The following is a 21,848-nucleotide window of genomic DNA, read 5'->3' as shown; positions in this document are numbered from 1 at the left end:
CCCGACCGTGGGCGACGGAGGCTCGCCTTACATGACCGCATTCGTTCTCAAGCGGCTTGGTTTCGCGGCGATCACGCTTTTCGCCGTGCTGACCATCGTCTTCTTCATCGTCCGCGTGCTGCCGGGCGATCCGGCGCTGGCAATCCTGGGCGACCAGGCCAGCCAGTCGGCGCTGGAGGCCCTGCGCATCCGCCTTGGCCTCGATGTCCCGCTCTACCAGCAGTATTTCGTCTTTCTCGGCGGCGTCGTGGTGGGCGACTGGGGCGTTTCCATGGTTTCCGGCCGGCCCGTGATCGAGGAAATCCTCAAGGTCCTTCCAGCGACCATCGAGCTCACCGTGGCCTCGCTGATCCTCGGCATCGTCGTCGGCGTGCCCTTCGGCGTGTGGTCGGCAGTGCGGCGCAACAAGCTACCGGACTATCTCGCCCGCATCGCTTCGCTGCTGGGGCTTTCCTTCCCGGCCTTCGTCTCGGCGGTGCTGCTGCTCCTGTTCTTCTCGATCCACCTGCGCTGGTTCCCGGTGATCAGCTCGGGCCAGGGCAGCGGCCTCGCCGACCGGCTGCGCGACCTTGCCCTGCCGGCGATCAATCTCGGCCTGATCATGGCCGCCTACATCACCCGCGTCACCCGCTCGGCGATGCTGGAGGTGCTGAACCAGGACTATGTGCGCACGGCCAGGGCCAAGGGCCTCGCCTTCGCGGTCATCGTCTGGCGGCACTGCCTGCGCAACGCCCTGATCCCGGTGGTGACCGTCGTCGGCCTCTATCTCGGCATCCTCATCGGCAATTCGGTGCTGACCGAGATCGTCTTCAACCGCCCCGGTCTCGGCAAGCTGATCGTCGGCGCGCTCAACCAGCGCGACTACACGATGCTGCAGGGCATGATGGTCATCTACACGCTGATCGTCGTGCTGGTGAACCTGATCACCGACCTGACCTACGGCCTGATCGACCCGAGGATCAAATACTCATGACGACACAGCCGACCGCCGCGACCGGCCAACGCCCGTCGCGCATGACCTATTACCGCCTCGCGATCGCGACGGTGCTTTCGGGTCTGTTCAACGCCTTCAACGCCAACAAGACCTCGTGGGTCGGCCTTGCCGTGTTCCTGATCGTCGCCCTTCTGGCGATCCTGGCGCCGGTGATCGCCCCTTACGATCCCTTGCAGCAGAACATCCTGTTCCGTCTCAAACCGCCGTCCGAAGCGCACTGGTTCGGCACCGACTACTATGGCCGCGACACGCTCTCGCGCATCCTGTGGGGCGCGCGCATCTCGCTGACCATCGGCCTGCTCGCCATCGGCTCGGCGATGATCATCGGCACGCTGATCGGCATGGTCGCCGGCTATTTCGGCGGCCGCACGGACCTTCTCACCATGCAGGTGATGGACGTGCTGCTGGCCTTCCCCTCGCTGATCCTCGGCCTGATCGTCGTCGCCATGCTCGGCCCGTCGGTCAGCAACCTCGTGATCGCCATCGCGCTCACCGCGATCCCGCCGTTTGCGCGGATTGCCCGGGCGCCGACGATCGCGGTCAAGAACCGCGAGTTCATCGAGGCCGGCCATGCGCTCGGCTACTCGCATATGCGGCTGATGTTCCGTCACATCCTGCCGAACATCGCGCCGGAAGTGCTGGTGATGGGTTCGCTGTGGCTGGCCACCGCCATCCGCGTCGAGGCTTCGCTCGCCTTCATCGGCCTTGGCGTCAATCCGCCGACGGCAACCTGGGGCGGCATGATCCGCGAGGGCTTCGAGAACATTCTCGACAGCTTCTGGCTGGCCCTCTTCCCCTCGCTGGCGATCCTCGTCGTCGTCTTCTCTCTCAACCTCCTGGGCGACGGCCTGCGCGATGCGGTCGACCCGCGACTGAAGGGGGAACAATGACCGAGCCCGTTCTCAAGGTCGAAGGCCTCACCACCTCCTTCCGCGTCGACGGTGCGCTGGTGCCGGTGGTGCGCAATCTCGACTTCGCCATCGACACCGGCGAAACCGTCGCCATCGTCGGCGAATCCGGCTCCGGCAAGTCGGTCACCGCGCTCTCGATCATGCGGCTGCTGCAGGAAGGCACCAGCCGCATCGAGGGCTCCGTCCGCCTGTCCGGGCGCGATCTTCTCACGCTCGACGAGGAGGCGATGCGCGACGTGCGCGGCGGCGAGATCGGCATGATCTTCCAGGAGCCGATGACCAGCCTCAACCCGGTGCTGAAGATCGGCTTCCAGATCGCCGAGGTGCTGCGCCGACACCGCGGCATGAGCCAGGCCCAGGCCGAAACCGAGGTGCTGCGCCTGTTCGATCTGGTGCGCATTCCCGATGCGAAGCGGCGGATCGGCGAGTATCCGCACTCCTTCTCCGGCGGCATGCGCCAGCGGGCGATGATCGCCATGGCGCTCGCCTGCCAGCCCAAGCTCCTGATCGCCGACGAGCCGACCACCGCCCTCGACGTCACCATCCAGGCCCAGATCCTCCAGCTCGTGCGCGAGCTGCAGACCGAGATCGGCATGGCGGTGATGTTCATCACCCACGACATGGGCGTCGTCGCGGAAATCTCCGACCGGGTCGTCGTCATGCTGCGCGGCGACAAGGTGGAGGAAGCGCCCGTCGACCGGCTGTTCGCCGCGCCCGAGCATCCCTATACCAAGATGCTGCTCGGCGCCGTTCCCCGCCTCGGCGGGCTCGGCGACACCAGGACGCCACGCCGCTTTCCCAAGCTCGACGACACGGGCGCGGGGCCCGAGCCCGACAACGAGCCGGACATGCGCGGCGCGCCGCTGCTTGAGGTGCGCAACCTGACGACGCGGTTTTCCGTGCGCGGCGGGCTCCTCAACCGGCCGGTCGGCAATGTCCATGCGGTCGAGGACGTGTCGCTGACGCTTGCCGCCGGCGAGACGCTGGCGCTCGTCGGGGAATCGGGCTGCGGCAAGTCGACAACGGGCCGCTCGATCCTGCGGCTGGTGCAGCCGGCCGGCGGCGAGATCCTGTTCGAGGGCAAGGACCTGATGGCGGCGAGCCATTCCGAGCTGCGCCTTGCCCGCCAGCGGCTGCAGATGATCTTCCAGGATCCCTACGGCTCGCTCAACCCGCGTCAGGCGGTCGGCTCGGCCATTGCCGAACCGATCCGCGTGCACAAGCTGATGGCCGACGAGGCGATCCCCGACCGGGTCAACGAGCTGCTGCGCCTCGTCGGGCTGAAGGAGGAGCACGCGCTGCGCTTCCCGCACGAGTTTTCCGGCGGCCAGCGCCAGCGCATCTGCATCGCCCGCAGTCTGGCGCTCGAGCCGAAGATGATCGTGGCGGACGAGTCCGTCTCCGCGCTGGACGCCTCGATCAAGGCGCAGGTGGTCAACCTGATGCTCGACCTGCAGCGGGAGCTGGGCCTTGCCTATCTCTTCATCAGCCACGACATCGCCGTGGTCGAGCGGGTCAGCCACCGCATCGCCGTCATGCTGCTCGGCGAGATCGTCGAGATCGGCCCGCGCGACGCGGTGCTGCGCAACCCGCAGCACCCCTACACCAAGAAGCTCATCGAGGCGGTTCCGGTGCCCGATCCCGCCGACAAGCGCCAGCGCGGCGGGCTGCTCACCGACGAGCTGAAGAGCCCGGTGCGCGCCCTCGACTGGGCTCGCCCGCCATCTCGCATGTATCCGGTCGGCGAGGGTCACATGGTCCGGGAGTTCTAGAAACCGGGAGTTCCGGCCGACCGCTCACGACGGACCGCTCTTCCGGTCGCCTCTTTCTCAGGAGGTCATCCCGGCCCCGCGCAAGCGCAGAGCCGGGAGCCATTGGCACCCTCAGCGGGTGTCTTGTCGCTCCACCCTCTCCTTGGCGTCTTCCCGGACGAGGCCGGAGGCCGAAGATCCGGGACCGGGGAGGCACGGCGGCTGTGGAGCTTCCTGAGCGCTGCGGCAATCGTCCTCGGCTCTCCGATCCCGCATCTGCGCTTCGCTCCGTGCGGGATGACTCGCGGATGGGGGGGCGTCCTCGCTGCCGCTCTGGAAACCAATAGGCCCCGGGTCGCGCTACGCTTGCCCGGGGTGACCACCTGTGGGTGATGTAGGGCCGCGCCTCCCCCAATCAGCCCGCCAACCGACCTCCCCAGCCCCCATCCAGCCCACCCCAAACCCTTCCCCAGCCTCACCCAAGCCTCCCCTCCAGCGCCCCCTTCCCCCAATTGCCCAGGACTCCCCGTTGCATAGATACCAACCGTATGGTATGTATCTGTCATGCCGAGACCATCCAAACAGTCCCCCGAACGCGGCGATGCCCGCACCCGCCTTCTGGAGGCCGCCCAGCACAGCATTCGTGCGAAGGGGTTTGCCGCCACCTCCGTCGACGACCTGTGCCGCCTCGCCGAGGTGACGAAAGGCGCGTTCTTCCACCAGTTCGGTTCCAAGGAAGCGCTCGGCGTTGCCGCGGCCGAGTATTGGGAGAGCGGCACGACGGCCTTCTTCGAGGCGGCGCCCTATCACCTGCCGGACGATCCGCTGGACCGCGTTCTGGCCTATGTCGCCTTCCGCAAGTCGATCATCGAGGGCGAGTTCGCGGAGTTCACCTGCCTTGTCGGGACCCTGGTGCAGGAGGTCCACGCCGCCTCGCCGGCCATTCGCGATGCCTGCGGCAGGAGCATCTTCGGCCACGCCGCAACCCTGGAGAGCGACATCCGCGCGGCGATGGAGGCGCGCGGCATTCGCGGCGAGTGGACGGCCGAAAGCCTTGCCCGCCACACGCAGGCGGTCATCCAGGGCGCCTTCATCCTCGCCAAGGCGGGCAACGATCCCGGCCTTGCCCGCGAGAGCCTCGACCATCTCGACCGCTATATCCGCCACCTGTTCGGCCAGCCCCGGGAGGAAAAAACACCGTGACCCAGACCATCAAGCTCTCCTGTGCCTGCGGCTCGGTCGAGATGGAGGCCGTCGACCCGCCGATCATGAGCACCGAATGCCTTTGCACGTCCTGCCGGACCGCGGCCGGCGTGTTCGAGGCCCTGCCCGGCGCGCCGCGCCTCAGGGAAGCGACCGGCGGCACCCGGACGGAGATGTATCGCAAGGACCGCGTCCGCTGCGTCAAGGGCGCCGACCACCTGCGGGAACACCGCCTGACGGCGCAGACCACAACCCGCCGCGTGGTGGCCACCTGCTGCAACACGCCGATCTTCCTCGACTTCACCAGCGGCCACTGGATCGACCTCTACGGCCCCCTGTGGCCTGCCGGCACCCTGCCGCCCCTGCAGATGCGCACCATGACCGGCGACATGGACGATCCCTCGACGCTGCCGAATGACGTTCCCAACCTGAGGACCCATTCGGCCGGGTTCTTCCTTCGCCTGATCCTTGCCTGGGCCGCGATGGGCTTCCGCCGCCCGCGCGCCGACTACGTGAAAGGAGTGCTGGATGTCCCCGCCTGACGACAGGATCGAGATCGAGAACGTCAACATCCCCGGCAAGACCTCGCGTGTCGACCGGGCGAAATACGAGGCAATGCGCGCCGCCCTGCTGTCCGTGCTGACGCCGGACAAGCCGGGGCTGACGGTGGCGGAGGCCAAGGCAGCGCTCCTTGCGCACCTGCCGGACGCACTGTTTCCGGCAGGCGCGACCGCCGGCTGGTGGCTCAAGGCGGTCCAGCTCGACCTCGAGGCCAAGGGCACCATCGCCCGCGCGCCGACCAAGCCGCTGCGCCTGTACCGGAGCGCGCCCGGCACCGCCTGATAGGCCCGGTAGCCCGGCGGCTTCAGTGGCCCGGGCGTTCCTCGTCTGCCTCGCCTGGCTCCTCCAGCCTGTCGAAGCGCTGGCGCAGCCGCTCGATGCGGCGGGCAAGGTTCGGCCGGCCGACCGCCTCCGCCTGCCGGCCGAGCTGGCGCAGCGCGATGCGCAGGCCCGTGCGGGTCAGCCGGCTGTCGGGCTCGGCGAGCGCGTCTTCCATCCCCTCTTCCAGCGCGTCCAGCACCTTGTCCTTGATCGCCACATAGTCCGGCAGGCCATAGCGGCGCAGCAGCTCCTGGAACTCCTCGTGGCGCGCCGCGTCGAAGGCGATGTCCTCGCCCCGCGCGCCCGAAACCGCGCTTGCCGGATGCAGCATGGCGCATGGCACCAGCCCTTGCGGGATCGGCGTGTTGGCGGAGTGCGTGCGCCCGGAGCGCAGCAGCTTGGGCAGCACATGGGTATGCGGCCCGTCGGGCGAGACGCCGCCCGTGTCCGGCCCGCCGATCATCTGGTAGACCTCGACCCGCCCCAGCTTCGAGCGGGCGATGCGGTGCGGATGCGCCCGCAGGATCGCCGCCATCGCCGGGCTCTGCGGATTGGCCACCGAGCGGCCGGCATTCTCCCGCAGGATCGCCAGCAGGTCGGGATCGCCGGTGCGGATGCAGAACTCGATCTGCGGCTGTGCCAGCCCCATGTCGAAGAGCACCGCATCCCGGTCCTCCTCGCGCAGGGCGTCCACATCCGGCCCCAGCTCGCTCAGCACCGCCCTTTGCATCACCGCGGCCTGCTCCTCGGGCAGGCACAGCGCCAGCCCCTGCCCCCAGCGGTTCGTTCGCGGGCTCAGCGTCTCGAAGGCGAGCGCCCGCGCCTCCCCCAGCGCCGACATGTCGAGGCGGATGCCGCCCTTTTCGGTCACCCGGTACAGCTCCTGCGGCCGGTCGACCAGCAGTTCGTCGTCGGCGCGCTGGTGAAACTCGGCAATGGCGCCGAAGGAGCCGATGCTCCAGGCGGCATCGCGGTCGGCCAGCCGTTCCGCGAGAATGTCGATGAGGCTCAACGTGGTCTCTCCCTGGCAATCAGATCGCTGGGGACGACGGACGGCCGCCCCCCGATGTCGATATGTTCGGCGCGGATGCCGTAGACGCCGGCAAGACGCTCGGCATCCAGCACCTCGCCCGGCGTCCCGTCGGCGACGAGCCGCCCACCGTCGAGGAGCAGCAGCCGGTCGCACCACCGGCTCGCCAGCGTCAGGTCGTGCAGCGATACGAAGACCGGGCGCCCTTCCGCCACCAGCCCGGCCAGCACCTGCATCAGGGCGATCTGGTGCGCCGGGTCGAGGCCGTTCACCGGCTCGTCGGCGATACAGGCATGGGGGGCCTGCGCCAGCATGCGCGCGATCAGCACCCGGGCCTGTTCGCCGCCCGACAGCGTGTCGAAGGGCCGGCGGGCAAAGCCGGCCACATCCATCCGCTCCATCGCCTCGCGGGCCTGGCGCAGGTCTTCGGCCGACGCCCCGCCAAAGCCGCCGCGATGCGGCAGGCGGCCCAGCAGCACCACCTCGATACAGTCCATCGGCCAGTGGACCGTCCGCTCCTGCGGCATGTAGGCGATCAGCCGGGCCCGTTCGCTTGCCGGCATCGCGGCAAGCTCGCAGCCCCCCCAGCGGATGCTGCCCGCGTGGGGCTGCAATCCGGTCATCGCCCGCATCAGCGTCGACTTGCCGGCCCCGTTCGGGCCGATCACGCCGACAAGCTGCGGCCGCTCGCAGGAAAACGAGATCCCCCGCAATGTCTCGCGCGTGCCCCGGCGCACGGTCACGCTCTCGCAGTCGAGACGGATCATGACGTCCTCCGGCGCAGGCTGATCAGCAGCCAGAGGAAGAACGGCGCGCCGAGAATGGCGGTGACGACGCCGAGCTTCAGGTCCCGGTCCGGCATCACCAGGCGCACCGCGATATCGGCGGCCAGCAGGAAGGCCGCCCCGCCCAGCGCGCTTGCCGGCAGCAGGCGCGAGGGCCGGTGGCCGACGAGCGGGCGGAGCAGATGCGGCACGATCAGCCCGACGAAACCGATGGCGCCGCTCACCGCCGTCGCCCCGCCGACGCCGATGGCGGTTCCCACCACCGCCAGCACCCGGGTGCGGTCGAGATTGACGCCAAGGCTGCGGGCGACATCGGGCCCCAGCGCCAGCGCGTCCAGCGCCCGCCCCGTCAGCGCCAGCATGACGCCCCCGACCGCGATGAAGGGCAGCGCCAGCCCGGCATGGACGAGGCTGCGGTCGGTCAGCGAACCCAGCATCCAGAAGACGATTTCCAGCGCCGCAAAGGGGCTCGGCGCCAGGTTCAGCGCCAGCGAGGTCAGCGCGCCTGCGAGCGAGGACAGCGCGACGCCGGCCAGGATGATGACGAGAATGTCGCCCGAGCGCCCCACCAGCATCTGCACCAGGGTCACCGCGATCAGCGCCCCGGCCAGCGCGCAGAGCGGCAACGCATAGGGGTGCAATGCCGTCAGCCCGGCATAGATGGCGATCACCGCGCCGAGCGAAGCGGTGGCGGAAATGCCCAGCAGGCCCGGCTCGGCCAGCGGATTGCGCAGGAAGCCCTGCAGCACCGCCCCCGACAGGCCAAGGATCGCACCGATGGCCGCGCCCAGCAGCGCGCGCGGCAGGCGGATCTCGACGAGGATCACCGCCTCCGCGCTGTCAGTGTCGTTGAAGGCTGTGACGAGCGTCAGCGGATCGATCCACACCTGCCCCAGCCCGAGCGAGGCGAGGAACAGCAGCGCGGCCAGCAGGCCAAGGCCGGCCAGCAACAGCGGGTAGCGCCGGTCCGCGGTCATCGGTTCGCCTCCGGCCGCAGTGAGGTCCCGCCGCCGGCCTCGGCGCGCAATCGTGCCACCGCCTCCAGTGTCAGCGGCGTGCCGCAGATCCAGTAGCGGCTGTCGGCGGAAAGCCGCCGCTCGCTGCCGAAGCGCGCGTCGAGCGCCGGATGGCGCAGGATCTCGGTCGCGCGCGAAGGATCGGCGAGCGAGCGCTCCCATAGCAGCACATAGTCCGGATCGGCCAGCACCAGCGCTTCCAGCGGCAGCCGCGTCGTCCCGGTGATCTCGAGTTCCTCGCCGAGATGGCGCAGGCCCGCCGCGCCGACAATCTCGTTTTCCAGCGTGCCGCCGCCGGTGGTGAAGCTGTTGGCGCCGAAGGAGCCGAGCACCGGCGCCCCCTTTCCCAACCTCTCCTTTCCCGGCTCATGCCTCTCCGGCGGCGCGGCGGCAAGGGCGTCGGCCTCTGCGTCGAAGGCGGCGATCAGCCGCGCGGCCTGCGCCTCGCGCCCGAGCAGTTCGCCCATCCGGCGGACATTCTGCCGAATGTCGGCAAAGCCGTTCGCCGGGGCGAATTCCTCTACCCGGCGGCCGAGCCGCCGCAACATGTTGACCGTCGCCCGCCGCGTGTAGGTGCCCGAAATCACCAGATCCGGGTCGAGGCGGAAGATCTCCTCCGCCAGCCCGTGATTGATGGTCAGCCCGGCCGTCTGCGCGCTCATCAACGAGACGTCGGGCCGGGCCGCCAGGTAGGAGACCGAGATGAGCTGGCCGGGCGCAGCCACCAGCATGGCGATCTGGTCGGTGCACAGGTTCATCGAGACGACGCGCCGGGGCGCATCGCCTGCCGCCAGAGCAGCGGCGCCCGGAAACGACAGCGCCAGCAGGGCGGCGAGGACAATCCCCGCCGCCCCGCCCCTTGCGTCAGAAGCTTGCCTTGATGCCCGCATAGGCGGTCAGTCCTTGTGAGTTGTAGCTGTAGACTTCCTGGTACTGCTGATCGAGCAGGTTCTCCACCCGGCCATAGACCGTGAAATTGTCAGAAACCCTGTAGTCGGCACCGACATTCACGAGGAAATACTCGGACAGTGTCACCCGGGTCTGCGGCGTTGCGCTGATGAACTCGTTGTCCTTCATCCGGCCGTTGAAGATCGTGTCGAGGAAGAGGTTTCCCCGCCCTTCGTGGAAGGCATAGACGAGGCTGAGCGAGCCCGAGTGCTTGGGCCGGCGCACCTCCTGCAGGCCCGTCGGCTCGGTCGCATCCAGATAGGTGTAGGTGCCCTTGGCGTAGAGGTCGGCCAGCAGTTCCACGCCGAGCGACACCTCGATGCCCTGGCGCCTGCTGATCCCGTCCATGTTGGCCGGCGAGGAGCCGGCGCCCGCCACCCAGGGCGTCCAGATCTCGTCTTCCAGCCGCTCGTTGAAATAGGTCACGTCGGCGACCGCCCGCCCGCCCCAGAACCTTTGCTCGATGCCGATGTCCCAGGCGAAGTTCTTTTCCGGCCGCAGGTTCGGGTTTCCGGTGAAGGTCGCCGGAATGAAGCCGAACTGCTCGAAAAAGGTCGGGTTGGTGATGCCTGTGCCGATGGAGGCGTGGAAGCGCGTACCGGTCTCGTGCAGCTGATAGGCGGCGCTGGCGCTGTAGGTCAGCGTGTCCTTGAACTGGTCGTTGCGGTCGTAACGCAGGCCTGCGCTGAAGAACAGGGCGTCGAGGAACGCGCCGCGATACTCGGCGACATAGCTGGTCAGGTCGCGCTGCTTGCCGGGAACCTGCGAGGGATCGTAGGCGGGAAAGGCGTTCTTGTAGTGCTCGCGCTCCCACTCGATGGCGCCGGTCAGGCTGTGTTCGGCGTCGAGGAAATCCGGCGTCGTCGCCGTCACCGTCGCCTGATAGCTGAGGTGCAGGCGGCGGTCGTCGTTGCCGTTCATGCTGCCGGAGTTGAAGCCGCGCCGCTCCAGTCCGGAGTATTCGGCGCGCGCCTTCTGCACCAGCCGGTCGTCGAACAGCGACCAGGACAGGCCGACGCCGGAGTAGAACTCCTTCGTCGCGTTGTATCCGGGCGTGTCGATGACAAGGCCTTCCGTCGGGGTCGGCGGCCAGGAGGAGTCCTGGTCGTCCGTGTCCGACTTGCGGTCGACATAGCGGGCGCTGAGATCGAGGCTCAGGGCATCGGTGATGTCCCAGTTGAAACGGCCGTTCAGCGTGGCGTTGCGGTCGCCGTCCTTCTCCGAGCCGAACTGGGAGATGTTGAAGCCCTCGTTCTGCCGCCAGGCGCCGGAGACCGCGATGTCGAACCTCTCGCCGCCGCCGCGCACGCCCAGATGGCCGGCCACCGTCTTGTCGGTGCCCGTTTCTGTGCGGCCGGTGATTTCCAGGTCGTTGCGGATACCGCCCTTGGTGGTGATGGCGATGACGCCGGAGCTGGCGTTGGAGCCGTAGATGGCGCTTTGCGGGCCGCGCAGCACCTCGATCCGCTCGATGTCGGCGACCTGCAACCCGCCGAAGTCGAATTCGCCGCTGGAGGTGGCCGCCACCTCGACGCCGTCGATCAGCACCAGCACATGGTTGGCTTCCGAGCCGCGGATGCGGATCTGGGTCATGCCGCCATTGCCGCCGGTGCGCGACACGGCAAGGCCCGGCACCTTGCGCAGGGCATCGGCGACATAGCGCTGCTGCGTCGTCTCCAGCTCCTCGCCCGTGATCACCGTGTGGGCACGGCCCACCGCTTCGGCGGCGACCGGCGTGCGCCCGGCGGAGACGACGACCCGGCGCAGCTGCGTCGGCTCCTCGTATCCCCCTTGCGCGTCGAAGCCTTGTGCCTCGAAATCCTGGGCTCGGGCACTTCCCGGCGCCAGCACCATCGCGGCCCCCAATCCGGCCCCCAGCACAGCGGCCACCGGCCCGGCGCGCAAGGCGCCACGCGAAATCGAATTCATCCAGACACACCCCTGACGTGCGCCGAAACGCCCCTCGGCGTCCCGTCGCGATACGGCACGAGCCAGCGGACGCGACCGCGCAACCCCGCGCGAAGACGCAAGGCGGCGGCCTGCGGACGCAGGCGGTTTTCGGGTGTCACCTCAACGGAAAGCCGCGCCTCGACACACCCCGTATCGAAGGTCGGGTGACCGACAGGGGCAGGTCTCCTGGCTCACGGGTCATCGCGGACATTCACCTTCCCAACCCTGCCTTTGGCGGCGGGGTCAGTGGCCTTCGAGCGTCCACTCTCCGTTCACAGTTGCGGGGGCAGCCACGGTTTCGGTCCCTGTTGGGTACGCCTCACCGTGTTCCCTTTTCATCCGGACATGTCCGGAACCTCTGTCGCCGTAAAAGAGAGCGGTTTCGCGCGCCGGAGTCAATCATCTGTCGATGCCCTGTTCGCAGGCACAACCAGACGCTGCGTCAGGACGCCTGCCGGCCCGCTCCCGGCTGCCGCGCAGGCCGGCATGGCAACCCGGGGGCTGCGCGAATCCGGCCCGTCGCAGGGTTCTGCGCGCCTGCTTGCCGCGTCCGGGAAAGCCGTGACTTGACTTTCGCCCCGCAAGCACCGACCTTCTTGGAATGTACACGACCGCTCCGCGCCTGCTTTCCATTTTCAGGGTGTGCCCCATCGCGGGACACTGACCCCCGGCTCGGTCGCGTCGCGCCCCGGCCGCGGGGCATAGGCCGGCTCGTCCCCTCGCGGGCAGACAGCAGGCCACCAAGGCGGCGAACAACTTCCCACAACAGATCATGACCGCCCGACGCGCGCTCACGTGCGTCGGCGGCCTTACAACATTGCAAGGATGCCGAGAATGGCTCCAGCCATCCAGAAGAAGCGCAAGCCCGCCATCACCTTGACCCGCTCGGACCACGAGCGGCTGTCCGGGCTTGCCGATTCCATTTCCTCCCGCAATCCCGCTGTCGCAGATCAGCTGGCGAGCGAGCTCGACCGCGCCCGCGTCGTCGACGACCGGCGCATTTCCGCCGACGTCGTTCGCATGGGATCGCGGCTGCGTTTCACCACCGATGCCGGCGAAGACCGCACCGTGACGCTGGTCTTCCCGGGCGATGCCAACATTGCCGAGGGCAAGATTTCCGTCCTCACCCCGATCGGCGCCGCCTTGATCGGCCTGTCCGCCGGCCAGTCCATCGACTGGACCTCGCTGGACGGGCGCACCCACCGGCTGACCGTGGAGAGCGTCGAGTTCCCCGCCGTGGCCGAGGCCGAGGCCCGTCCGGCATGACCACCACCGGAACCGGGGCAAGCACCGAGCCGAAGCCGCGCGACCGGCTGGCGATTTTCGGAGGGTGTCTCATCGCAGGATCCTGACCCCTGTGCCGCGACCGAAAGCGGCCAGGGGGACTCCGATCCGTTTCACCTTTGCCGCTCCACGGACGGAGCGCTGGAGACCTGCGATGTCCATCGACACCTGCATCCTGACCACCAAGGACTTCACCATTCTCGAGGTGATGCGCGACCGCCGCCGCGGTCACGAGGACCCTCTCGCACCGATCCTCAAGCGCAAGCTCGAGGCGGCGACCATCGTCTTCCGCGAGGACGTGCCGGAGACGGTCGCCACCTTGAGCAGCCGCGTCACCTACAGCGTCGACGGACGCACCCCCGACACGCGGGTGATCTCGCACGACCACCTGTCCATGCCGATGGGCATGTTCCTGCCGATCACCACCCGGCGGGGGCTGGCCCTGCTCGGCCTGTCCGAAGGCGAGGAATTCGTGCTTCAGGACGGGGCCGGGCGGCAGGAGCGGATCCTGCTGCAGAAGGTGCATTTCCAGCCGGAAGCCGCCCGGCGCAGCGGCGGCGGCAGCACCGGAGAGACCGGCGAGACGGCGGCACAGGCGATGCCCGAGCCGGCGCGCCGCCGGCCCTTGCTGAAACTGGTGCATGGCGCCTTGGCAGGCGCAGACCGCCCCCGGGCAGGCGGATATAACGGACCTGAGGATCCCGGCCCCTCGGCCGCCTGAGGTCCGCGCAAGGGACAAGAGAGAGGACACCCACCCATGCTCGACTACATGGTGCTGGCGACGGCAGCCTTCGCCGCCGGCATGCTCAACACGATCGCGGGGGGCGGCACGTTCCTGACCTTCCCCGCGCTCGTCTATACCGGGGTGCCGGTGGTGACGGCCAACGCGACCAGCGCGGTCGCGGTGTTTCCCGGCTATCTCGGCGGCGTCGCCGGCTTTCGCAAGGAGATCGCCGCCCTCGACCCGCGCCTGCTGATCCGCGTCGTCATCGCCACCGCGTTCGGCGGCTTCCTCGGCTCGCTTCTGCTGCTTGTCTCCACCAACGAGGCCTTTTCGGCCGTCGTTCCGTTCCTGCTGCTTGCCGCCACCCTCGCCTTCGCCTTCGGCGAGCGGCTGCAGGGCTGGGCGCGCCGCCGCCGCGCCTCCTCCGGCGGGCTGTTCGCCACCACGCTGGTTGCGATCTACGGCGGTTATTTCAACGGCGGCCTCGGCATCGTGCTGCTGGCGCTGTTCTCGCTGTGGGGCATGCGCGACCTCAACGCCATGAACGGGCTCAAGAACGCCCTCTCCTTCGTCCTTTCCGCCATTTCGGTCGCGACCTTCGCCGCGGCCGGTCTCGTCAGCTGGCCGCAGGCCATCCTGATGATGGTCGCCGCCACCATCGGCGGCTATGCCGGCGCACCGGTGGCCAAGGCCCTGCCGCGACAGGCGGTGCGGGCCATCGTCATCGTCGTCGGCACGGTGATGAGTATCGTCTTCTTCTGGCGCCTCTTCTCCTGAGGGTGCCGCAACATCGGGCAGTCAAGTCATGAAGGTTCTGGTTCTCGGCGGCGGCGTCATCGGCGTTACGACCGCCTGGTATCTCGCCCGCGCCGGTCACGAGGTCGAGGTGATCGACCGGCGCGAGGCAGCGGGCATGGAAACGAGCTTCGCCAATGCCGGCCAGGTCTCGCCCGGCTATTCCGCCCCCTGGGCGGGGCCCGGCGTGCCGCTCAAGGCGCTCGGCTGGCTGACCATGCGGCACGGCCCGCTGGTGGTGCGGCCCAAGGCAGACCCGGCCATGTGGGGCTGGATGCTGAAGATGCTGCGCAACTGCACCTCGGCGCGCTACGCGGTGAACAAGGCGCGCATGGTGCCGATCGCCGAGTACAGCCGCGACCTTTTGCGCGCCCTGCGCGCGGAAACCGGCATCGCCTATGACGGGCGCAGCCTCGGCACGCTGCAGCTGTTCCGCTCGGTGAAGCAGCTCGACGGCGTCGCCAAGGATGTCGACGTGCTGCGCCAGTTCGACGTGCCCTGCGAGGTGCTCGACCGCGAAGGCTGCATCGCCGCAGAACCCGCGCTCGCCCACGCCAAGGCCGATTTCGCCGGCGGCCTGCGCCTGCCGGATGACGAGACCGGCGACTGCCAGATGTTCACCACCCGCCTGGCCGAGATGGCGGCGGAGCTCGGCGTGCGCTTTTCCTTCGGCACGGAGTTCGTCGGCTTCACGCGCGAGGGCAACGAGATCACCGAGGTCCTGACCTCGAAGGGAACCCGCAAGGCCGACGCCTATGTGCTGGCGCTTGCCGCCCATTCGCCGGCCGCGCTGCGCCCGCTCGGGATCAAGCTGCCGATCTATCCGGTGAAGGGCTATTCCCTCACCATCCCGATCCGCGACGAGGCGCTTGCGCCGGTCTCCACCGTCATGGACGAGACCTACAAGACCGCGATCACCCGGCTCGGGTCGCGCATTCGCGTCGGCGGCACGGCGGAGCTCGGCGGCTTCGACACGGCGCTGCGACCGGCGCGGCGGGCAGCGCTGGAACATTCCTTCGGCGATCTGTTCGGCGGCAGCGCCGATCCGGCGGAGGCAAGCTTCTGGTGCGGCCACCGGCCAATGACGCCGGACGGCCCGCCCTATGTCGGCCCCTCAGGGATCGGCCGGCTCTTCCTCAACACCGGCCACGGCACGCTCGGCTGGACGATGGCCTGCGGCTCGGGCCGGGTGGTCGCCGATCTCGTCGACGGCCGCGCGCCGGAGATCGACATCGCCGCCCTGTCGCTCTCGCGCTGAGCGAACAAGGACGCCGGCACGAAAAAGGGCGGCCCGACATCTGCCGGGCCGCCCTTCCTGTTGCTTGCGTGCGTGCGCTTCGGCCTCAGCCGATGCCGCCCATGCACAGATACTTCAGCTCCAGATAGTCCTCGACGCCGTGGCGCGAGCCCTCGCGGCCGAGGCCCGACTGCTTGATGCCGCCGAAAGGCGCGACCTCGGTGGAGATCAGGCCGGTGTTGATGCCGACCATGCCGCTTTCCAGCGCCTCAGCCACCCGCCAGACCCGGGCGAGATCCTTGCTGTAGAAGTAGGAGGCAAGGCCGAATTCGGTATCGTTGGCCATGGCCACGGCTTCCGCCTCGTCCTCGAAGCGGAACAGCGGGGCGACGGGACCGAAGGTCTCCTCGCGCGCTACCTTCATGTCGGTGGTCACGTCGGCGAGCACCGTCGGGCGATAGAACGTGCCGCCGAGTTCGGCGCGCTCGCCGCCCTCCAGCACCCGCGCGCCCTTGGACAGCGCGTCGGACACGTGCTCCTCGACCTTCTTCAGCGCCGCTTCGCTGATCAGGGGACCGACGGTCACCCCCTCCTCGAAGCCGTTGCCGATCTTCATGCCGCGCACCTTTTCCGCCAGCTTGGCGGCGAAGGCGTCGTAGATGCCGGACTGGACGTAGATGCGATTGGCACAGACGCAGGTCTGCCCGCCATTGCGGTACTTGGCGATCAGCGCGCCCTCGACCGCCGCATCCAGATCGGCGTCGTCGAAGACGATGAACGGCGCGTTGCCGCCGAGCTCCAGCGACATCTTCTTGATCGTGTCGGCGCACTGCTTCATCAGGATCCGCCCGACGCGGGTGGAGCCGGTGAAGGTGATCTTGGCGACCTTCGGGTTGGCGCAGAGCTCCTGGCCGACACCGGCCGAGTCCGACGAGGGCAGCACGTTGAAGATGCCGGCCGGCACCCCGGCGCGCTCGGCCAGAACGGCCATGGCGATGGCGGAAAGCGGCGTCAGCTCGGCCGGACGGGCGACGAAGGAGCAGCCGACGGCCAGCGCCGGCGCCACCTTGCGGGCGATCATCGCATTGGGGAAGTTCCACGGCGTGATCGAGCCGACGACGCCCACCGGCTGGCGGATGACGACGATGCGCTTGTCCGCCTGGTGGCCGGGGATCGTCTCGCCGTAGATGCGCTTGGCCTCCTCGGCGAACCACTCGATAAACGAGGCACCGTAGAGGATCTCGCCGCGCGCTTCGGCAAGCGGCTTGCCCATCTCGGCGGTGAGGATGGTGGCGAGGTCGTCGGCATTCTCGACCATCAGGTCGAACCAGCGACGCAGCACCGCCGCCCGCTCCTTGCCGGTCTTTGCCGCCCAGGCGGGCTGGGCCGCATGGGCCGCATCCACCGCGCCAGCGACGTCGGACGGACCGAGATCCGTCACGTTCGCCACCAGCTCGCCAGTCGCCGGGTTGTAGACCGGGAAGGTCTTTTCGCCGTCGATCCAGCGTCCGTTCACATAGGCCTGCGTCTTCAGCAGGCTGGGGTCCTTCAGGGCGAGGGAAGTCTCAGCCATGCGGGGTCGTCCTTTCTTCGTATCCGTGCGGGGGCAAGGCCCGAGCGGGGGGCATCGGGCCTTGCGCCGTCAGATGCCCAGATAGGCCTTGCGGATGCGGTCGTCGTGCAGCAGCTCGCGCGCCGAGCCCTCGATCTCGATGGAGCCCGAGGACATCACATAGGCGCGTTCCGCGCTGTGCAGGGCCAGCGAGACGTTCTGCTCGACGAGCAGCACCGTAACGCCGGAGCGGTGAATGTCGAGGAAGCGCTGGTGCATTTCCTCCACCACCAGCGGCGCAAGGCCGAGGCTCGGTTCGTCGAGGATCAGCAGCTTGGGCTCCAGCATCATGCCGCGGCCGACCGCCACCATCTGCTGCTCGCCGCCGGACATGGAGCCGGCATATTGCATGCGCCGCTCCTTCAGCCGCGGGAACAGCTCGAACACCCGCTCCAGGGACTGCTGCGTCGCTGCCTGATTGGCATGCGCGTAGGCCCCCATGCGCAGATTGTCCTCGACCGTCATCTCCGGGAACACATGGCGCCCTTCCGGGACATGGGCAATACCCAGCCCGGCGATCTCGTGCGCCTTCAGCTTCGTCAGGTCCTTGCCGTCGAAGGCGATGCGACCCTTGCACTGGGGCAGAAGGCCCGAGATCGCGCGCAAAAGCGTGCTCTTGCCGGCGGTGTTGGCACCGATCACGGCAACGAACTCGTTGCGCGCCACATGCAGCGAGATGCCGTGCAGGACCGGCTGGGCGCCGTAGCCGGCAGTCAGATCGCCGATCTCCAGCAGGACGTCCTTGTCGTTGGCTGAGGCCTGCATCAGTGGCCCTCCCCTTCGGTCGAGAAATTGGCGCCGAGATAGGCGTCCAGCACCTTGCGGTTGCTGGCGATTTCCTCGGGCGTGCCGTCGGCGATCATCTCGCCGAAGTTCAGCACGATCAGCCGTTCGCACAGCTTCATCACCGCCTTCATGTGGTGCTCGACGACGATGAAGGTCATGCCCTCGTCGCGCAGCGAGCGCACGAGCTCGATGATCTCCTCCATCTCCGCCGGCGTCAGCGCCGCCATCACCTCGTCCAGCAGCAGGAGCTTGGGCGAGGTGCACAGGGCACGGGCCACCTCGACGCGGGCGCGCTCGGGGAAGGACAGGTCGCCCGCCTTCTTCTGCGCGATCGCGCCGATGCCGACCCGCTCCAGGCACTCGGCCGCAAAGCGGCGCGCGTCCGCAAGGCTGCGGTTGACAAGCCCGCCGGTCACGACGTTGTCGAGCACGGAGGACTCGGCGAACAGCGCGACGTTCTGGAACGTCTTGGTCAGGCCCGACTTGGCGATCTGGTGCGGCTTCAGGCCGCCGATGCTCTTGCCGTCGAAGATCACCTCGCCCGAGCTCGGCGGATAGATGCCCACCAGCACGTTGAAGAGCGTCGTCTTGCCCGCGCCGTTGGGGCCGATCAGGCCGATGATCTCGCCGGGCGAGACGGTGAAGGTTACGTCGGAATTGGCCACCAGGCCGCCGAAGCGCCGGGTGACGTTCCGCACTTCCAGAAGATGGCCGCTCATGCGCGCTGCCTCCCCTTGAGCCGGTCGCGCACGGACTCGAACAGCGAGATCAGGCCGCGCGGGTTGAGCAGGATCACCACGATCAGCAGCATGCCGTAGGCGAACTGCGACAGGCCGGCGATGGAGTTGCCGAGATAGGAGTTGGCCATCTCTTCCAGCGGAATGATCACCGCCGCCCCGACCCAGGGACCGTAGAGCCGGCCGGCTCCGCCCAGGATCACGATCAGCGCCATCTTCACCGAGATCGTCGCCACGCCGAAGATCGTGTCGGGATCGAAGAAGAACTGGAACTGGGCGTAGAGCGTGCCGAGCATCGCCGTCAGAACGGCCGACAGGATCGAGGCATGCAGCTTCACCCGGTAGGTGTTGACGCCGATCACCTCGGCCGCCGTCTCGTTCTCCTTGATCGCGCGCAGCCGGTAGCCGAAGGCCGAGGTCTGGACCAGCCAGAACACCAGCGACACCAGGATCATCGCGCCGAGGAAGAGATAGTAGTTCGGCAGCACCGTCTGGAACTGCAGCGCCCAGAAGCCGGCATCGGGACGGTAGGGAACCGAGATGCCGACCGGCCCGCCGGTGACGCTGGTCCAGGAGTTGGCGACGACGCGGGCGACCTCGCCGGCGGCAAGGGTCGCCAGCGCGAAGTAGTGGCCCTTGAGCCTCAGCGTCGGCAGCGACAGCACCAGGGCGAAGATCGCCGCCAGGAACATGCCGACGAACACGCCGAGCAACGGCGACAGGCCGAACGAGCCGAACAGGATCGTCGAGCTGTAGGCGCCGATGCCGAAATAGGCCGCGTGGCCGAGCGAGATCTGGTTGGCGAGACCGCCGACGATGTTCCAGGCCTGACCCATCGCGCAGAACAGCAGCATCAGGCACAGGATGCGCAGCGTGTAGCCGAAGGGATCGAGCCCGAGCGGCGCAACGATCAGCGCCAGGACCACCAGCGCGGGGAGCGCGATGGAGAGCGTGTTGGAGCGGGTCATGAACGCCTCCGGGCGACGATGCCTTCCGGCCGCAGCGCCAGCACGAGGATGAACACCACGAACAGCGCGAGGTTCTGCAGCTGGATCGGCATGAACAGGGCGGAGAAGGACTGGATGATGCCGACGGCGATGCCGCCGATGATCGCACCGGTCACCGAGCCGAGACCGCCGAGCACAACCACCGTGAACATCAGCACCGCGTAGCCCGAGCCGACCGCCGGCGAGGCGGTGATGTAGGGCAGCACGACCGAGCCGCCGAAGGCGGTGGTGCCGACGCCGAGGCCGAAGGCGACCGCGTACATCAGGTCCGTGTTGACGCCCATCAGCTTGGCCGCCATCGGGTCCTGCGAGGTCGCGCGCATGGCTGCGCCGAAGCGGGTCTTGTTGAGGAACAGCCACACCGCGCTGCCCGACAGCAGGGCCATCAGGAAGGCGTAGAGCTTGTCCATGCCCACCAGCACGCGTTCGCTGCCGAAGGAGAACAGCGTCAGCGACTGGGTCTGGTAGGGGGTCGTGACCGAGCGGTATTCCGCGCCCATGATCATCAGCGCGGCGTTTTCCAGCGCGAAGAGCATGCCGACGGTCAGGAAGATCTGGGCGACCTGCGGGGCGCCGAGCACCGGGCGGATCAGCACGCGCTGCAGCACCATGCCGAAGCAGAAGGTCACCGCCAGCGCGATGAAGGCGCCGAGCATCGGGTCGAGGCCGAAGAAGTGCCAGCACGCCCAGCCGATGAACATGCCGATCATCATGAACTCCGCATGGGCGAAGTTGACGATGTGCATGACGCCGAAGACGAGGCTGAGACCGATCGCCAGCACCGCGTAGACGCCGCCGATCATGATCCCGTCAAGCAGGGTCTGTAGCAGGATGATGAGGTATTCCATTGTCCCCTCACAAGGTTCGCCGGGAGGGCGTGGTCACCCTCCCGGCAGCCTGGCAGCCCCTCAGCGGGGGCTTGAGGTCGGGATCAGAGGCTGTGCCAGACGGCCTCGGCCTTGGCGTATTCGGCCGGAGCGACGGTCACCAGCTCGTCGCCGCGCCACTGCACCATCATCGGCACCGCGTGGACGTTGAGGCCGGTCTCGTCGAACTTGATCTTGCCGCCCGACATGACGGTGGCCCAACCCTCGTCGAAGGTCTCCGAGGCGATGACGTCGCGCAGCTGGCGCGGGTCGGCGTTGCCGGCCTTCTCCAGAGCCGAGGCGAGGACGCCCATGCAGGCCGCATGCTCCTGCGCCTCGTGCACCATGAAGTAGCCGAAACGCTCGCGGAACCGCTCGGTGAACTCCGGCGCCTGGTCGTAGGCGGCCGGCGAGATCGACAGCACGTCGTCGGCGAGATCGCCGAGGCCGTTGCGGAAGTCCGGGATGATGTAGCCGGCCGCGCCGCCGATGGTCGGCAGGTTGATGCCCTGCTGGCGCATGTTGCGGATGATCAGCAGGCTGTCGTTGAGGTAGGAGACCGGGAACACGGCCTGGGCCTCGGTGCGGCGCAGCTGGTTGATCAGCGGCGACACATCGGTGATGCCCAGCGGATAGGCCTCGTCCATCACCACCTCGATGCCGTTGGCTTCCGCCGCGGCGCGCAGGCCGCCGGCCTGCGAGGTGCCGTAGGCGGTGTCCTCGTACATGATGGCGATCTTGGTGATCTCGTCGCCGGCCTTGCGGGCCAGATCCAGCGTGTGGGTGATCGTCGCCGAGCCCAGCTGCGAGGCCTTGGAGACCACCTGGAAGATGTTGCGGAAGCCGCGGCCGGTCACCTGGTCCGAGAAGGACATGGTGAGCAGCGGCACGCCGCGGCGCTCGGTCACCTCGGAGATCGCCAGCGTCAGCGACGAGGCGAAGGCGCCCAGCACCGCGCACACGCCGTCCTGCGACATCATGCGCTGCGCCACGGTCGCGGCCTGCGTCGGGTTGGACGTGGCGTCGGAGATGATCAGGTTGATCTTGGCCCCGCCCATCGACTTGATGCCGCCGGCGGCGTTGATCTCGTCGGCGACGAGCTGGATGCCGTTGCGCGAGTTGATGCCGAACTGGGCGTTGGCGCCCGACAGCGGCTGGATCACGCCGACATTGATCGTGTCGGCGGCAAAGCCGCGGCGCGCGTAGAACGGCATGGTCAGCGCCGTAGCGGCACCGGCCGCCAGCACCTGGCGACGCGACAGGCTGAACGGGGACTTGGACGTGTCTTTGGTCATCTTAGGTTCCTCCCAGGGGTGGTTGCCCGGATATC

General features: G+C 68.3%; 21 protein-coding genes and 1 riboswitch. Of the genes, 10 read left to right on the top strand and 11 right to left on the bottom strand.

The genetic code is table 11. From position 1 onward, the window contains the following. Window positions 1–31: 31 nt before the first annotated feature. The 6 genes from H7H34_RS05720 to H7H34_RS05695 all read left to right on the top strand — a co-directional run bounded on the left by H7H34_RS05720 (window position 32) and on the right by H7H34_RS05695 (window position 5,702). Window positions 32–973, top strand: coding sequence for an ABC transporter permease (locus H7H34_RS05720; RefSeq protein ID WP_120268923.1), 942 nt, complete (start codon window positions 32–34; stop codon window positions 971–973). Between the two features lie 41 nt (window positions 974–1,014). Beyond that, entirely contained in the window at window positions 1,015–1,884 is an 870-nt protein-coding gene (locus H7H34_RS05715; protein WP_185926455.1) for an ABC transporter permease, read from the top strand. After that, window positions 1,881–3,677, top strand: coding sequence for an ABC transporter ATP-binding protein (locus tag H7H34_RS05710; protein WP_120268922.1), 1,797 nt, complete (start codon window positions 1,881–1,883; stop codon window positions 3,675–3,677). The genes H7H34_RS05715 and H7H34_RS05710 overlap by 4 nt, the downstream gene beginning before the upstream one ends. Window positions 3,678–4,220: 543 nt before the next feature. After that, on the top strand, window positions 4,221–4,859 hold the full coding sequence (locus tag H7H34_RS05705) for a TetR/AcrR family transcriptional regulator (RefSeq protein WP_185924531.1): 639 nt from the start codon (window positions 4,221–4,223) through the stop codon (window positions 4,857–4,859). Then, window positions 4,856–5,401 carry a GFA family protein gene (locus H7H34_RS05700; RefSeq protein ID WP_185924530.1) on the top strand — a complete coding sequence of 182 codons (546 nt, stop codon included), beginning with the start codon at window positions 4,856–4,858 and terminating at the stop codon, window positions 5,399–5,401. Before H7H34_RS05705 ends, H7H34_RS05700 begins: the two co-directional genes overlap by 4 nt. Further along, window positions 5,388–5,702, top strand: a complete 315-nt coding sequence (locus tag H7H34_RS05695; RefSeq protein WP_185924529.1) for a DUF6958 family protein — start codon at window positions 5,388–5,390, stop codon at window positions 5,700–5,702. The genes H7H34_RS05700 and H7H34_RS05695 overlap by 14 nt, the downstream gene beginning before the upstream one ends. Window positions 5,703–5,724: 22 nt before the next feature. Here the strand turns inward: H7H34_RS05695 and H7H34_RS05690 are convergent, their stop codons facing one another. The 5 genes from H7H34_RS05690 to H7H34_RS05670 are packed head-to-tail and all read right to left on the bottom strand — an operon-like array spanning window position 5,725 to window position 11,449. After that, window positions 5,725–6,753, bottom strand: coding sequence for a DUF6925 family protein (locus H7H34_RS05690; protein ID WP_185924528.1), 1,029 nt, complete (start codon window positions 6,751–6,753; stop codon window positions 5,725–5,727). Next, window positions 6,750–7,538: an ABC transporter ATP-binding protein gene (locus tag H7H34_RS05685; protein WP_209006163.1), complete on the bottom strand. Its 789-nt coding sequence runs from the start codon at window positions 7,536–7,538 to the stop codon at window positions 6,750–6,752. Before H7H34_RS05685 ends, H7H34_RS05690 begins: the two co-directional genes overlap by 4 nt. Beyond that, the gene (locus H7H34_RS05680) at window positions 7,535–8,533 is read right to left on the bottom strand and encodes a FecCD family ABC transporter permease (protein ID WP_185924527.1); all 999 of its coding nucleotides are present in this window, start codon (window positions 8,531–8,533) and stop codon (window positions 7,535–7,537) included. The genes H7H34_RS05685 and H7H34_RS05680 overlap by 4 nt, the downstream gene beginning before the upstream one ends. After that, window positions 8,530–9,462: an ABC transporter substrate-binding protein gene (locus tag H7H34_RS05675; RefSeq protein ID WP_185924526.1), complete on the bottom strand. Its 933-nt coding sequence runs from the start codon at window positions 9,460–9,462 to the stop codon at window positions 8,530–8,532. The genes H7H34_RS05680 and H7H34_RS05675 overlap by 4 nt, the downstream gene beginning before the upstream one ends. Beyond that, window positions 9,437–11,449, bottom strand: coding sequence for a TonB-dependent receptor plug domain-containing protein (locus H7H34_RS05670; protein WP_185924525.1), 2,013 nt, complete (start codon window positions 11,447–11,449; stop codon window positions 9,437–9,439). The genes H7H34_RS05675 and H7H34_RS05670 overlap by 26 nt, the downstream gene beginning before the upstream one ends. A 180-nt stretch (window positions 11,450–11,629) precedes the next feature. Continuing rightward, window positions 11,630–11,845: riboswitch (cobalamin riboswitch) on the bottom strand. Between the two features lie 459 nt (window positions 11,846–12,304). On the opposite strand from H7H34_RS05670, the gene rnk reads away from it, so the two are divergent. The 4 genes from rnk to H7H34_RS05650 all read left to right on the top strand — a co-directional run bounded on the left by rnk (window position 12,305) and on the right by H7H34_RS05650 (window position 15,531). Continuing rightward, the gene (gene rnk / locus H7H34_RS05665; protein WP_120268915.1) at window positions 12,305–12,736 is read left to right on the top strand and encodes a nucleoside diphosphate kinase regulator; all 432 of its coding nucleotides are present in this window, start codon (window positions 12,305–12,307) and stop codon (window positions 12,734–12,736) included. A 172-nt stretch (window positions 12,737–12,908) separates the two neighbouring features. Continuing rightward, window positions 12,909–13,475 carry a GreA/GreB family elongation factor gene (locus tag H7H34_RS05660; protein ID WP_120268914.1) on the top strand — a complete coding sequence of 189 codons (567 nt, stop codon included), beginning with the start codon at window positions 12,909–12,911 and terminating at the stop codon, window positions 13,473–13,475. A 36-nt stretch (window positions 13,476–13,511) separates the two neighbouring features. Continuing rightward, a complete protein-coding gene (locus tag H7H34_RS05655) occupies window positions 13,512–14,255 on the top strand; it encodes a sulfite exporter TauE/SafE family protein (RefSeq protein ID WP_120268913.1) in 744 nt (247 codons plus the stop codon). A gap of 28 nt (window positions 14,256–14,283) precedes the next feature. Then, a complete protein-coding gene (locus H7H34_RS05650; RefSeq protein ID WP_120268912.1) occupies window positions 14,284–15,531 on the top strand; it encodes a D-amino acid dehydrogenase in 1,248 nt (415 codons plus the stop codon). An 85-nt stretch (window positions 15,532–15,616) separates the two neighbouring features. On the opposite strand, the gene H7H34_RS05645 is transcribed toward H7H34_RS05650, so the two are convergent. The 6 genes from H7H34_RS05645 to H7H34_RS05620 form a co-directional block, all read right to left on the bottom strand. Beyond that, window positions 15,617–17,083 carry an NAD-dependent succinate-semialdehyde dehydrogenase gene (locus tag H7H34_RS05645; RefSeq protein WP_185924524.1) on the bottom strand — a complete coding sequence of 489 codons (1,467 nt, stop codon included), beginning with the start codon at window positions 17,081–17,083 and terminating at the stop codon, window positions 15,617–15,619. 69 nt (window positions 17,084–17,152) lie between these two features. Continuing rightward, window positions 17,153–17,857: an ABC transporter ATP-binding protein gene (locus H7H34_RS05640; protein ID WP_209006316.1), complete on the bottom strand. Its 705-nt coding sequence runs from the start codon at window positions 17,855–17,857 to the stop codon at window positions 17,153–17,155. Between the two features lie 29 nt (window positions 17,858–17,886). After that, window positions 17,887–18,627, bottom strand: coding sequence for an ABC transporter ATP-binding protein (locus H7H34_RS05635; RefSeq protein WP_097176654.1), 741 nt, complete (start codon window positions 18,625–18,627; stop codon window positions 17,887–17,889). Then, the gene (locus H7H34_RS05630) at window positions 18,624–19,613 is read right to left on the bottom strand and encodes a branched-chain amino acid ABC transporter permease (protein WP_067221216.1); all 990 of its coding nucleotides are present in this window, start codon (window positions 19,611–19,613) and stop codon (window positions 18,624–18,626) included. The genes H7H34_RS05635 and H7H34_RS05630 overlap by 4 nt, the downstream gene beginning before the upstream one ends. Continuing rightward, a complete protein-coding gene (locus tag H7H34_RS05625) occupies window positions 19,610–20,500 on the bottom strand; it encodes a branched-chain amino acid ABC transporter permease (RefSeq protein ID WP_245164986.1) in 891 nt (296 codons plus the stop codon). The genes H7H34_RS05630 and H7H34_RS05625 overlap by 4 nt, the downstream gene beginning before the upstream one ends. Before the next feature lie 83 nt (window positions 20,501–20,583). Then, window positions 20,584–21,813 (bottom strand): ABC transporter substrate-binding protein, encoded by a 1,230-nt coding sequence (locus H7H34_RS05620; protein ID WP_067221212.1) that lies wholly within the window; start codon window positions 21,811–21,813, stop codon window positions 20,584–20,586. Window positions 21,814–21,848 lie beyond the last annotated feature (35 nt).

The organism is Stappia sp. 28M-7 (genome assembly GCF_014252955.1).
Taxonomy (GTDB): Bacteria; Pseudomonadota; Alphaproteobacteria; order Rhizobiales; family Stappiaceae; genus Stappia.
The sequence above is the reverse complement of the archived record's forward strand: the minus strand, read 5'-3'. Positions and strand labels throughout refer to the sequence as shown.